Annotated in this window: 8 protein-coding genes; 6 read left to right on the top strand and 2 right to left on the bottom strand. The window is 46.5% G+C overall.

Translation table 11 applies throughout. From position 1 onward, the window contains the following. Positions 1–184: 184 nt before the first annotated feature. From J3B89_RS14930 to J3B89_RS14910, 5 genes are all read left to right on the top strand, one after another. Positions 185–385 carry a hypothetical protein gene (locus J3B89_RS14930; protein WP_215398404.1) on the top strand — a complete coding sequence of 67 codons (201 nt, stop codon included), beginning with the start codon at positions 185–187 and terminating at the stop codon, positions 383–385. Between the two features lie 132 nt (positions 386–517). Beyond that, positions 518–1711, top strand: coding sequence for a lanthionine synthetase C family protein (locus tag J3B89_RS14925; RefSeq protein ID WP_215768301.1), 1194 nt, complete (start codon positions 518–520; stop codon positions 1709–1711). Between the two features lie 25 nt (positions 1712–1736). Further along, positions 1737–4880 (top strand): lantibiotic dehydratase, encoded by a 3144-nt coding sequence (locus J3B89_RS14920; RefSeq protein WP_215398402.1) that lies wholly within the window; start codon positions 1737–1739, stop codon positions 4878–4880. A 236-nt stretch (positions 4881–5116) separates the two neighbouring features. Continuing rightward, entirely contained in the window at positions 5117–6148 is a 1032-nt protein-coding gene (locus J3B89_RS14915) for an HlyD family secretion protein (RefSeq protein ID WP_215398401.1), read from the top strand. Next, positions 6148–8253 (top strand): peptidase domain-containing ABC transporter, encoded by a 2106-nt coding sequence (locus J3B89_RS14910; RefSeq protein WP_349814225.1) that lies wholly within the window; start codon positions 6148–6150, stop codon positions 8251–8253. Before J3B89_RS14915 ends, J3B89_RS14910 begins: the two co-directional genes overlap by 1 nt. 158 nt (positions 8254–8411) lie before the next feature. On the opposite strand, the gene malQ is transcribed toward J3B89_RS14910, so the two are convergent. Then, entirely contained in the window at positions 8412–10553 is a 2142-nt protein-coding gene (gene malQ, locus J3B89_RS14905) for a 4-alpha-glucanotransferase (protein ID WP_215398399.1), read from the bottom strand. Further along, the gene (locus tag J3B89_RS14900) at positions 10540–10992 is read right to left on the bottom strand and encodes a helix-turn-helix transcriptional regulator (RefSeq protein WP_215398398.1); all 453 of its coding nucleotides are present in this window, start codon (positions 10990–10992) and stop codon (positions 10540–10542) included. The genes malQ and J3B89_RS14900 overlap by 14 nt, the downstream gene beginning before the upstream one ends. Before the next feature lie 408 nt (positions 10993–11400). Between J3B89_RS14900 and J3B89_RS14895 the strand changes: the two genes are divergently transcribed. Further along, entirely contained in the window at positions 11401–14106 is a 2706-nt protein-coding gene (locus J3B89_RS14895; RefSeq protein WP_215398397.1) for a TonB-dependent receptor, read from the top strand. The last annotated feature ends 68 nt before the right edge of the window (positions 14107–14174 follow it).

Below are 14174 nucleotides of genomic sequence, written 5' to 3'. Positions count from 1 at the left end.
AGATCATGAAAGACATCTAGCCAGGATGCTTGGCCGAAATCTATAAGGCGTCAATACGTCCTAAAATGGACGCTTACTCAGGTTCGACGCTTAGGTGTTGTCAAATTCCCTAAAAAGAAACTGCTAAAATCGAAAGAAATATTATTATAACTTTCGTTTATGGCGAAAACTAAAGGAATATAAAATGAAATTTGAATTAAACAAAAAACAACTAGTGAACTTATCGCAAGATGCTGAAGTTCTGCCAAATGAGCTTACCCCTCAGGTTGGTGGTGGTGCAGTAACAGAGTGGTGCCCGCAGCCATCTGTGGACAGTCCAAACAGACCAGGCTGTCGTATTTCTGACCCAACAGGCATGACTAGCCCTTGTTGTCAAATTCCTTAATCTGACACTTTTTACCTCTGCAGGCAGGGGGAGTACCTCCCTGCCTTTTTACAAAGAATTTTTCAGATAGTTATATTTTTGAAGCCACACATTGGCTAAAAACATTTAAGGAAAATGATGCAACAAAGCAGTGTGACTGATGAAGCAGAGAGTATTGTCAGGGAACTGATCAACGAAATACAAAATATACCGGAAAAAGCCCTCAGTTCTGGCCTGTTAACTGGGCTTAGCGGGCATCTGTTATTTTTATGGCATGCAGGCAAATTCTTGCCAGAGCAGGTATCTGAATCGTTATTTAATAAGCGTCTGTCGGAAATGGAAACGGTCGATCACACCAAGCCCTTTGGCATGTCTTTTGGTCTTGGTATAACTGGTATTGCCTGGTTATATGAAACCTTTTTGCAGGATCAGGCCGACAGCTATCAGCCGGAGTTTAACCAGAACACTGATATTCTTGTACAACAGTATCTGCAACAGGTTTCAGATAGTACAGATATCGAATATGTACTTGGAGTGAGTGGTATTGCAGCATATCTGGCCAGAAGAAATCGTTGTCAGCAGGCACTTAATTGCAGTGAGTTACTGATCTCAGTTTTGCACAGGCAAGCGCATTTTATGGATGAATCATCTTGTGCCTGGAACACGCCTCCGTCTTCAATCTATCGTTTCAATAAAGATAATAACAACCCTGAGTTTAATCTGGGATTGGCTCATGGGGTTCCGGCTGTCTTAGCCGCTTTAATTGCTTTACATGACGGATTAACCCGGCAAAAAGAAAAAGCCAGGCAACTTCTGAATGCCGGATGTAATTGGCTATTGAGACAACGTCAGGACCTGGAAAAATATGGTTGTTACTTTGGTAATGTTGCAGAGAAACCATCAACATCCCGGTTGGGGTGGTGTTACGGAGACCTGACAATTGCTCTGACATTATTTCGTGCAGGGAAATTGCTGCAAAGGGATGACCTTATCTGTGCTGCGACTGAAATTTGCCTGCATGCCAGTCACAGAACATACGAACAAAGTTTTGTTCAGGACGCGGCTATCTGCCACGGTATAGCTGGTTTAGCACTTAGCTTTCGCCTGTTATCAGAATATTGCCCAGATCCTCAGATAAAACTGGCTGAGCAATTCTGGCATAACGAACTCTTAATGTTATATCGAACTCAGGGTCTGAAAGGTTTTTACCGGCTTGGGGAAGACGAAGGGCAACCCACTTATCTGGAGGATACCTCTTTATTGAATGGTTATGCCGGAATCGGTTTGTATTTACTGACTGCTCTGGGACAAAAAGCTGATTGGACAGAAGCCCTACTGTTGCAATAAATAATAATAGAAATACAGGTGTTTAATGGCCAGTACTGCGAAATTAGAAGCCGATTTTTTTGTTATCCGTGTTCCGCGACTTAGCTGCAGAATAGTCAAAGATCTCCCTGCTTCAGAAGCAGAACTTCGGGATTATTTATCCGGCTGGCTGGCATCACCCGGAGTGAAAGAAGCACTTTATCTGGCCAGCCCGTCGTTATTGGAACGTTTAGCACTCTGGCATGCTAAACCTGACAGTAAATCAGGTGTGAAAGTCACTTATGCTTTGCTTAAATACCTTATACGCATGGGGAGCAGAGCAACGCCTTTTGGTTTATTTGCTGGGGTAGCTGCAGGCAATTTTGATGAAAACACCAGGCTTAAACCTGCCCCACTGGCTGCTGAGCAACGTAAGACCCGGCTGGACATGTTTTATCTGGGAACTATCCAGCAGGATTTGGCACAGAATCCGGCCGAAATAGCGCAGTGTTCTTACAAGCCGAACGCAACACTTTATTTGCTGGGCCATACTTACCACTATATCGAACCTTATCAGTCTGCAGATAAACGTCAGTACCGGCTTAGTGCGGTTGAGCAGGATGAGTATCTTGATACTGTGCTGAAACTGGCCGCAAAAGGGGAAAAGAAAGCGCTGTTGGTACAGAAGTTTTCGGAACAGTATCCGGAAGCAAATATCTCAGATATCGAACATTACCTGCAGCAACTTTTTCAGGAACAAGTGCTTATTCCCGAGCTTAAACTGCCTCTTACATCTGGTAATACCGGAGAATCATTTGTTACCTCTCTGAAACAGGCCGGAGCGCAGCAAACAGCACAGGCGCTGGAGAAAATACTGGCAGATCTGCAAATCTATGATCGCCTCAACGCCTGCACACCCGATGAATACCGGGTGATGTATCACGCACTGAAGGAACTGCCTTATAAAGTCTCTGAAAACAAACTGTTTCAGAGTGATACCTGGCGAACAATGGCGTACGCTGAGATCGACACTTCTCTTTTAAACACCTTACAGCAAACAATTCTGGCTTTAAAAACCACAGTATCTGAAAAAAAAGGGCATTTTGATGCTTTTATCCGGCAATTTAATCAACGGTATGAAGGTCAGTTTGTGCCACTGTTACAGATATTAGATGACGAAGCAGGGATTTCTTTTTCGTCGGACACAGGCTATGAGTCACCTTTGCTGGCAGGCCTGAATATTACTGCCTCACTTGGCACAGACAAGGGTAATCAAGTCAGTAAGCTTGAGCAGCTTTTGTTACGGGAAATGCCATTTAAAAACAATGCTTCAACTCTGCAGTTGAAATCAGAGGTGTTACTAAAAGAGCGTGATAAAAGCATAATATTCAAACAACTTCCCGCTTCATTCGCAATGAATATTTCGCTGTATCAGGATGAGAATAACCAGCTGTTAGTTCATCTGCATGGTTTATCCGGGCCATCTGGCGCAAATATGCTGGGGCGCTTTTGCCACCTTGATGAGCAATTACTTGGCCGGGTAAGGCAATACCTGAAGCAAGAGGAAAGCCTGTCACCGGGGGCCATATTTGCCGAAGTGGTGCATATGCCGGACGGCCGCCCGGGTAATGTTATTTCAAGGCCATCATTGCGTGACTATGAAATTGTATTTCTGGCTGATACCACTCTTGATGAAAGCAAACAAATTGCTGTCAGCGATCTGTTTGTATTTATCGAAAGCGGCCAGGTAAAGTTGTGGTCTAAAAGGCTGAACAAGCAGGTGGTTCCCCGCCTGACCTCTGCACATAATTACTCATCCCATGCTCTTGGTATTTACCGCTTTCTCTGTATGCTTCAGCACCAACAAGCTGAACTACCTCATTTTGTTATGCCTGCATCCTTCAACCAGATGGAATATGTGCCCCGCGTACAAATTGACAACGTTATTCTGCATGAAACTCACTGGCGGGTTAAGCGTGACATGCTGGCGGCGTTAGTACAGCATGAAGCATGGCAGGCTGAAGCGTGGGACCAGTTGTGTGAAAAATATCAGATTAAACGTTATGTCTGTTATGCCGTTGCAGACAACGTTCTTACTTTAGATTTGCACAATCCTTTTATGGTCAATCTGTTGTTAGCGGAAACCCAGCACCAAAGGTATGTATTGTTAAAGGAGTCGCTGGTCATGCAATATCAGAGCTATGTCAGCAACGACGAAGGCTCTTTTGCTCATGAGATTATTGTTCCGTTAGTTAATAATGCTGCAGTTGCGGAACAGGTACTACACCAGAACCCACAAGCACAACTCAACTCCACAACTGTGCGTCGTTTTCAGCCTGGTTCAAAGTGGCTGAGTATTAAATTATATGCTGCTAACAGCACTGTTGAACAAATGCTGCTGGAAGATATAAAACCGTTAATTGAAAAGATGCGCGTACAGCAAAGCTTCGAACAGTGGTTTTTTATACGTTATGCGGATCCTGACTGGCATATTCGCCTGCGGTTTTATGGTAATCCTGAAAAACTATACAGCCAGCTACTGCCTCAGCTGCAACAGTCTCTGTCCGGATGGTTAAGCTGTAATAAATTGCATCGGCTGGAGCTGTTTACTTATGAGCGGGAGATTGAGCGCTATGGAGGCGAGCAAGGTATTGTATTTGCAGAACATATTTTTATGGCAGACAGCGATATTATATTACAGGGGCTTGAACTAATCTCTGAGTATGGTGAATCTGTAAGATGGCGTCTGGCATTGCAGTTGTCTGATGCGTTACAGGAGGGGTTTGGTTACAGCCTCCCCGAAAAACTAAAGCTTATAAGTGAACTAAGACATAAGTTTGGACAAGAGTTTCAGGAGCATACTTATTTACGCAATCAATTAGGGAAAAAATACCGTGAGCAAGCTCACTATATCAGACAAGATTTTGCCGCTAACCAGCCTGACAGCAATCATACCCAACTGACAAAGCAGTTGTCAGAACTGCGCCAACGCTACATGCAGATGCTAATGCCTGTTGCAGAGCAAATAAAACAACTGCAACAGACTGATAGCCTTACCTGCAGCCTCGATACACTACTGGCGTCTTTACTACATATGCTCAACAACCGTGTTTTCAAAGCTTATGGCCGTGAGCAGGAGTTTGTTATTTACGATTTCCTAAGAAAGCGTTATCTTTCTGAGAGCTCGAAAAAACAAATAAATCACAATTGAGCTCATATTCCGGGTCCATGCCATAGATGAAATCACTTTTCCGTCAGCAGGTTTTAGATGCCAGACAGTCCCGCCTTCAGGGGGAGGTCAATTTAACCCAACCTCCAACGTTTACGTTACTTGCGGCATTAATCAGCTTTATTTTGATTATTAGCCTGCTGTTTTTGATTACAGGTAGCTATAAACGAAAAGAAGTGGTTTTTGGCATATTACAGCCTGAACAGGGAATTATACGGGTGCAAGCCAACCAGCCTGGTACTGTGCAACAATTTCTTATTACAGAAGGTGAGCGGGTTGAAGCCGGACAAGCTTTGTTGCAACTGACAATGAATCACTATTCAGCAGCGCAGACTGAGCTAAATGCGGCATTAGGCAAAGAATTGAGTATCATACTAACCAACTTACAGCGGCAGAAATTACAGGAAGAGCAGAAGTATCAGCTGCGCTTAAAAGAAACAGCAGCACGGATAGACAACCTGAAGAAACAGCAGGAACAATTACAAACACAGTATGCGACCTTTCAGAAACGGCTGGAGTTAAATGACTATCTGGTTAGTCAGATCTCCCAGCTTTCCGGCACAGGGTATATCTCCAATATTGAGTTAAGCCGGCAGCAAGATACTCTGTTGTCGTTACAGCAGCAGGAGCAGGCGTTAGTTAATCAGCAATTGGTGTTAGAAGAGCAACTGCAACAGCAGCTTAGCGAACAGCAACAACAGCCGTTAGATTTTAACGCATCCCAGAGTCAACTCGACAATCAGATTGCTGAGTTGCGTAATCAACTTACGCGCTTGCAGCATGAGCAATCGACATTAATCACAGCACCTGTAGCCGGAACGGTAACTGGTATTCTGATAAAGCCGGGCCAGCATCTTGCTGCAGGCAGTGTGGCATTGAGCATTTTACCTGACGATACGAAACTGGAAGCCGTTGTTTATGTGCCGACCCGGGCTATTGCATTTATTGAAAGTGGGCAACAAGCCCGTATTCGTTTTCATGCCTTTCCTTATGAACGCTTTGGAGTGCATGAAGGTACAGTACTGGAAATCAGCCGTACTGTGATTATGCCGGATGAAGTGCCAGCATTGGTTCTGGAAGAACCTGCGTACCGGGTGCGCATAGGTTTACAGCAGCAGTTTATCTATGCCTACAACCGTGAACTATCTCTGCGGGCAGGCATGGCATTAGATGCCGATATCGTGACAGAGCAACGCAGCCTTATACGTTGGTTATTTGATCCTATTTTCAGCCTGAAAGGACGTTTGTAATGCAGGCAGCCATGCAAAAGTTAACATTTTGGCATAAAAATTCACTACCCGTAATGTATCAGACAGAAGCGGCTGAATGTGGTCTTGTTTGTATGGCCATGGTGGCCGGATATCACGGGTATCACACCAGTTTAAATGAGCTCAGACACAAATTTTCGTTGTCTATCGAGGGCTGTACCCTACTGGACCTGATGAATTTTGCTGAAAGGTTGGAGCTTTCAGCAAGGCCATTACGCATAGAAATGGAGGGGTTGCCAGCGTTAAAAACACCATGCATTCTACATTGGGATCTAAACCATTTCGTTGTGTTAAAGAAAGTCAGTGGCGATATGTGCTATATACACGATCCGGCAAGCGGTTCCTGTAAGATGCCTATGTCGGAAGTTGCAAAGCATTTCACCGGTATTGCGCTTGAGCTGATCCCTACTAATAATTTTTCTTTGAAAGAAGGCCAATCCAGGCTTGGTTTATCTAACTTTTGGTCAAAAATCACTGGCCTGAAACGCTCGCTAACGCTGCTTTTTGTGTTTTCTATTTTACTACAGGTATTCACCTTAATTGCCCCTTACTATATGCAGCTGGTTATTGATGATGTCATCCTGACCCGCGATACAAGCTTATTGCTGGTGCTGGCCATTGGTTTTAGTATGGTGTTGCTATTTGAAATAGCCACAACTATTGCCCGCAGTTTTGTACTACTGCATTTTGGCAGTCAGCTTAGCATACAGATGGCCGGCAACCTGTTTCATCACCTTATTCGTTTGCCACTAAATTATTTTGAAAAACGGCATATGGGGGACGTTGTTTCCCGATTTGGTTCGCTGCAGCAAGTACGGGAGCTATTAACGACAGGCGTTATTGAAACACTAATCGATGGCTTGATGGCGTCTGCTATTCTGGTGGTAATCCTGATTTACAGTCCTTCGCTTACTGCAGTGGTGGTGGTCGCTGTGCTCTTATATGCGTTGTTCCGGCTGGCCATGTACCGTTCATTGCGTATGGTATCCGAGCAGGAGATATTGGCCCGTGCTAACGAGCAATCGAACTTTATGGAAACCGTCAGAGCAATGCAGACTATTAAGCTGTTTGGCTCTGAAGCCAAACGTGAAGGGCTTTGGCAAAACCACTATATTAACTTCACCAATAAATCTATTAATCTTGGCATTTTTAATATTTCTTATCAGGCTGTAAACCGCCTGTTGTTTGGGCTGGAAAATATTCTGGTGGTTTATCTGGCTGCCCGTTTAGTACTTGCCGGCGGTTTTAGTACCGGTATGTTATTCGCTTTTATGGCATATAAAACCCAGTTTATGGATCGGATGGCCCGGCTGATAGATAAGTTGATTCAGTTCCGCATGTTAAGCCTGCACTTTGAGCGTATTGGTGATATCGCGATGTCAGCCAAAGAGCAGCTTCATCCCCCACAGGAAAGGCAGCATCAGATAGGGGGCCAGATAGAGTTAAAAAACATCTCATTTTCCTACAGCGACGTTACCCGCCCTGTGCTGCAAAATACTAATATCAGCATAAAGTCAGGCGAGTCGGTAGCTCTGGTTGGCCCGTCCGGCTGTGGCAAAACAACCTTGATGAAGGTCATGCTGGGTTTATTACAGCCCGCCAGTGGCAGTATTCAGATTGATGGCGTTGCGCTGGAGCACATGGGAATAAGCAATTATCGGCGGCAGATAGCTGCTGTGATGCAGGATGATCAGCTTCTGTCTGGCAGTATTCGTGACAACATAGGTTTTTTTGAAGACAACATCGACATGGCCTGGGTAGAAACATGTGCGAAAATGGCCGCTGTGCATAATGACATCATGCAAATGCCAATGGGTTACAACAGCCTGATTGGCGATATGGGGTCTGCGTTATCCGGAGGGCAGAAGCAGCGCATACTACTTGCCAGAGCGTTATACCGAAAACCCCGTATTCTATTTCTGGATGAGGCAACCAGCCATCTTGATACCAAAACTGAATCTTATGTCAGCAAAGCCATTCAACAGCTGAATATTACACGGGTTGTTATTGCACACCGGCCAGAAACCATTGCCTCGGTTGACAGAGTCATTCAGTTGTCTATTAAAGACAAAGCATTAGAAGAGTGAGCCTGGCGATATCATTTATAGCCAGGCTTTATAGTTAATGCAGATTTAGTTAATAACGACAGTTCAAACCTGCGTTTACCAGCGATAGGGCAGACTTTCAAAAGTGTAAAGCTATATGCCGGAAAACCGTGTTCTGGTTTTCCGGCATTGCCAGCGCACTATTGCTGTCTGGCAGCTCTGATATCAGCGATCAGCTGAAGTACATCCGGGCGCTGCAAAATGACGTCGATATTGTCTGTCAGACGGCGGCGCCAGTTTGGATATTCGTTACTGGTGCCGGGAATATTCACCGGTGTTGCCATTAACAACAAATCTTCCAACTGAAAGGCGAATAAGCGGGCGGGCTGCTGCGCGGTAAATAAGTGGCTGGCGCGGATTAACTGCTTATAGTCGCCATCCTGCAGTTGCAGGCGCTGGCTCATTAGTTGTTTTTCATCTGTGCGCAGTTGATACAGGCTGTCTGCTACCTGAGCATTAGGAAATAAATCGAGCTCATGCCGCAGTTCCAAATCATGCTGTTGCCAGTAACCGACCAGTGTTGGCATATCGTGTGTGGTTACGGTTGCCAGTGCCAGTTCCGGATAGGTTTGGGCGGCGTGATCGTAGCTGCCGGGCTTTTGCTCAAGCATAAATACCCGGTACGACAATACCTGATACTGCGCCAGTAAATGGCTGATTTCAACCGGCACTGTGCCTAAATCTTCCCCTATGACCACACAGCTGTTGCGCTGGCTTTCCAGTGCCAGAATGGCAAATAAGTCGGCCGCAGGAAAGCGGATATAAGCTCCGGCAGTGGCATCTGCACCGAGCGGGCAACACCATAAGCGTAACAACGCCATGACGTGATCCAGCCGTAGCGCACCGGCGAAGCGCATATTGGCTTGTAGCAATTCAATAAAAGGCTGATAGGCTTTTTGCCGCAAGGTTTGTGGGTTGTAGGCTAACAGACCCCAATTCTGGCCTTTGGGCGCCATAATATCAGCAGGTGCACCTACGCTTAAATCCAGCAGATAATCTTCCGGTGCGCCCCAGCTTTCTGCACTGCTGCGGCTGGTACCAACGGCAACATCGCAATACAGTCCAATTGCCATGCCATGCTGCTGACACTGTTGCTTAACATCAGCCAGTTGCAACTGAGCCTGCCATTGCAAATACAGCTGTTGATTTATGGCATCACTGTTTGCGCTGGCAAATTCTGCTACCGCGCTGTTATGCGGGCTGCGTAATGGCTCCGGAAAGTTCTGCCAGGCTGCCATATCCCAGCTTTGCCGGAATAATTGCCCCTGCAGTACCTGATGAATAGCCAACTGCTGCAGGCTGTCGCCGGCATCTTGCACAAATTGCCGGAATTGTGCGGCGCGAGGGGTATTTTTTGCCAGATGTTGTTGTTTAAAGTGCTGAAACAGTAAGCTGGCTACCTGCTTTTTGGCTGCTGCCACACCGGTATAGTCTACGTAAGTTTGTGCACGCAAATGTTGTAGCTGCTGCTGAAAGCTTTCAGAGCCAACCAGTTGCTGTGCGGCCAGACAATCGCTGAAATCTGCTGTCTGCTCCAGTGCAACATAGTCAGTATTTAACCATAAGCGGCTGTTCGGGCTGTAGGGGCTGCAATCCTGCGGCAGTTCCGGGTACAGGGCGTGTAATGGGTTTAAACCAATAAAGTCAACACCTTGTGCGGCAAGTGGTGCAATCATTTGTTGTAAATCGGCAAAATCACCGATGCCCCAGTTCCGCGCTGATTTAACCGCATATAATTGAATCGCCGGGCCAAAGGTTTTATGCAGCACGGCTTTGTCATGCAACTGAAAACAGCGCTGCGGTGTAATAATCAGTTGCTGGTTGTAGTGCTGCCGGTTATTGCTTAGCGTTAGCTGATGATAACCCAGTGGCAGGCTGATATCTAAAACCAGTTCAGCGGCCAGTACTTCGCCCCGGCGGGTTTGCCTGCGTTCGCTGATATCTTTCGCCGCAATGGTCAGGTTACCGCTGAATTGCTGTTGCTCTTCGGTATGAATTTGCCATTGCCAGTCGCTGACAGCATTTTGCTGTAACTGCTGCACGCGGATGCGCAGTGGCTCGCCTTGCTGGCACACGGTGACAGGGGCGATAACTTCAAGCCAGGGTTGCTCGCTTAGCTCAACGATCTTGTCCTGTATAACTTCAGCAGATGTTAAGTCATAGCCCATAGCCTGCAGTATCGCCTGTTGTTTATCCAGGCTGATAACTTCGGTGTGGCCCTGTGCGTGTACGTAGCTGTCCTGCAAACCCACCAGTGCGGCAAGTTGCTTAATTAATTCCATAATTCACCTGTAACCCCGGCTGATTCAGTCCGGATAAATAACTACGTCTGCTTGCTGCGGGGTGCCGGCACTGGCGGAATACACCTGGTGAACAACCCTGCCAGCATTTAAACGCCTTCTGAAAGCTGCTTTGTTCTTCAAACCCAAGCTGGTAGGCAATTTGCTGCAGGCTCAGGCTGGCATCCTGTAAATACTGTTGCGCCAGTTGATGCCTGCATTGGCTTACCAACTCGCGAAAGCTGGTATCTGCCTGTTGCAGGGCGCGTTGTAATGTACGGCTGCTCATATTTAATCTACTTGCAGCACCCGTTAACCGGGGCGCCTGAGGCAATTGCTGCAGTATAAACTGGCGCAGCTGCATTAATACCTGTTGTGGCTGTGTACTCTGGCTGCTATCAAATGCCGCCAGGCTGTATCCCGTCAGAATAGTACTTGTCATATTTTGCTCCGCTCTGGCAGCAAAGCAAGATCCACGAGTTTGCTACGCTCTGCCATATGGTGGTGCAAGCATAAATCAGGGTTGTGTATTTATTAAACCTGCTGCATACGTATGCATTGAAAATATCATGTAACTAAGCCACTACCGGCAGCTATATCTCTGCTATACCTGATAAAACAGGTTGCGGACACTGCAATAGACAGTAAAACAGTAAATTGCACCACTTTGGCGCACTCTGTGTTGGTGGCGCTCTGCATTTGTGCAATTTAGTAATTATGAATACGTATTCATATTGAGGTGTTGCGCTAATAAGTTTAATAAATAGCCTTAGACAGAAGTCTGGTTGTACTGATACGGCTGCGCTTACAGCTGACAGACAGCACACACAACACACCGGGGATGAAGGACATGACTAAATTTAAACTCAGTATGCTTACGCTGGCGCTGGCTGCGGCCGGTACTTGCTCAATGGCATATGCGCAAACTACTGATCAGGTTACAGAACAACAGGCCAAAGCTGATGAGCAAATCGAAGTAATTTCGGTAACAGGTTTTCGCCGCAGCTTGCAGGATTCGCAAAACATTAAGATGTTTAACTCATCTATTGTTGAAGCGGTGTCGGCAGAAGATATCGGTAAGTTACCGGACGTTAGTATTGCTGAATCGCTGGCCCGTTTGCCTGGCCTTACTGCCCAGCGTCTTAACGGCCGTGGCCAGGTGATCAGTATCCGTGGTTTATCGCCGGATTTCAGTACTGCGCTGTTAAACGGCCGTGAGCAGGTAAGCTCCGGTGATAACCGTGGCGTAGAGTTTGATCAGTATCCTTCGGAGCTGTTAAGCGGCGTGGTGGTATATAAAACGCCAGACGCGGGTTTAGTGGGGCAGGGTTTATCCGGTACGGCTGACATGCGCTTGATCAGCCCGCTAAAGCATGGTGAAACCACAGTGGCAGTGAATGCCCGCTACGAGTGGAACCAGATTGATGCGTTAAATGCCGGTGCAGATGACAACGGCCGTCGTTTAAGCATTTCTTATATCGACCAGTTTGCAGATAACACTATTGGTATTGCGCTGGGTTATGCCAATATGTCTAACCCTACTCAGATTGAACGTTTTGAAGCCTGGGGTTACGCTGATACCGACGATGGCGATAAAGTCATTGGCGGTGCCAAAGTGTATGCTAACTCTAACTTGTTAGAGCGTGATGGTTTTATCGGTGTATTTGAGTACAAGCCGAATGCTGATTTCAGCACAACAGTTGATCTGTATTACTCCAAGTTTGATGAAACCCAGCGCACCAGTTTTATCGAAATGCCGCTGTTGTGGGGTGGCGCAGCGCTTAGCGATGCGGTGGTAGAAAACGGCCTGGTAACATCGGGCACCTATAGCGGTGTAAAAGCCATAGTACGTAATCATGGTAATTTCCGCGAAAGTGACTTGTTTTCAGCAGGTTGGAAAACCGAATTTAAGCTGGCCGATAACTGGTTTGGTACTGTTGATGTGAGCCATTCAAAACTGGACCGTACCGACCTTATTCTGGAATCAGATGCCGGTACCGGTACTTTAGGCTCGGGTGCAACTGACACTATTCAGTTCCAGATGAACGGTAAAGGAGCCACCTTTAATGCCGGCCTGAACTATGCCGACCCTGCGCTGATTTTGCTTACCAGCCCGCAAGGTTGGGGTGGCGATATTATCCCTGGCGGCCAGCTGGGTTACTACAATTCGCCGACCATTACTGACGAGCTGAACCAGATCCGTCTGAGTGCCAAGACACTGATTGAACATGACGTTTTTGACGAAGTAGAGTTTGGTCTGAATGTCAGCAGCCGCGAAAAAGATAAACAAGCCAATGAATATTTCCTTGGTTTACCTAATGGCGCTACCAGCGCAGCTATTCCAAATGTTAGGGGTACAACCAGCCTGTCTGCTTTTGGCATACCGGGTATGGTTAGTTACGATCCGCGTGAGTTAATTTCATCAGGTACCTTAGAACTGGTACGTAACCCCAATGCCGACGTCCTGATTAAAGACTGGAACGTGCAGGAAGATGTGGTAACAGGCTTTGTTAAAGTGGGTGTAAGTACCAGCATTGGCGAAATTCCGGTAACCGGTAACTTTGGTACCCAGGTGGTACACACAGACCAGTCGTCTTATGCGCTGGCTGCTTCTGGCACCGGTATTGACGTATCTTCTTTCCGCCTTGAAGGCGGTGATAAATACTGGGAAGTACTGCCCAGTATGAACCTGAGCTTTGATCTGGGTGAAGGCCATTTTGTGCGCCTGGGTTTAGCCCGTACTATGGCCCGTGCCCGTATGGACCAACTGCGTGCCAGTCAGGATTTCAGTTTTAACCCGGCAAACAACAATGCCCAGGCCACACCGGAAAGTAACTCTCCGTGGAGTGCCAACGGTGGTAACCCGGCATTAAAACCCTGGATAGCTAATGCACTGGACGTGTCTTACGAGTATTACTTTGATGACAGCCTGGGCTATATGTCACTGGCAGCGTTCTACAAAGACCTTGAAAGCTATATTTATGAGCAAGCGGTTATTCAGGACTTTACCGGTTATCCATCGGGTGGTATTACCCCGGTAATTAACGAAGGCGTTGCCACTAAGCCCCAGAATGGCGAAGGTGGCCGTATTAACGGTTTGGAATTCAGCCTGTCGTTAAGCGGTGCTATGCTGACACCGGCACTGGAAAACTTTGGTACTATTCTGACCGGTTCCTGGACTGACAGCAGTATTGAATCAGATCCTAATAACCCCTCTACACCTTTACCAGGTTTGTCAAAACGTGTTGCCAACTTAACGGTATATTATGAAAACGCCGGTTTTGCTGCCCGCGTCAGTGGCCGTTACCGCTCTGACTTCCTGGGTGAAATTGCCGGTTTTGGTAGTGGCCGTGATCTGAAGATGATTGAAGCCGAAACTGTGGTTGATGCACAAGTAAGTTACAGCTTTGATACCGGTCAGTTTGAAGGTTTGACCTTATTGCTACAGGCCAACAATATTACCGATGAGCCGTTTGTCCGTACAGAAAATGGCAATATTATCGAGTATCAGCGTTATGGCCGTACTTTTATGGCAGGTTTATCTTATAAATTTTAAGTAGTAGATAGCTGTCTATCAGGCCCTGCTTTAATGTTATGTTAAAGCAGGGCTTTTTTATTGCAGCA

Source organism: Rheinheimera oceanensis, assembly GCF_018831085.1.
Lineage (GTDB): Bacteria > Pseudomonadota > Gammaproteobacteria > Enterobacterales > Alteromonadaceae > Alishewanella > Alishewanella oceanensis.
Note: the sequence above shows the minus strand (reverse complement) of the source record. Positions and strands in the feature narration are given on the sequence as shown.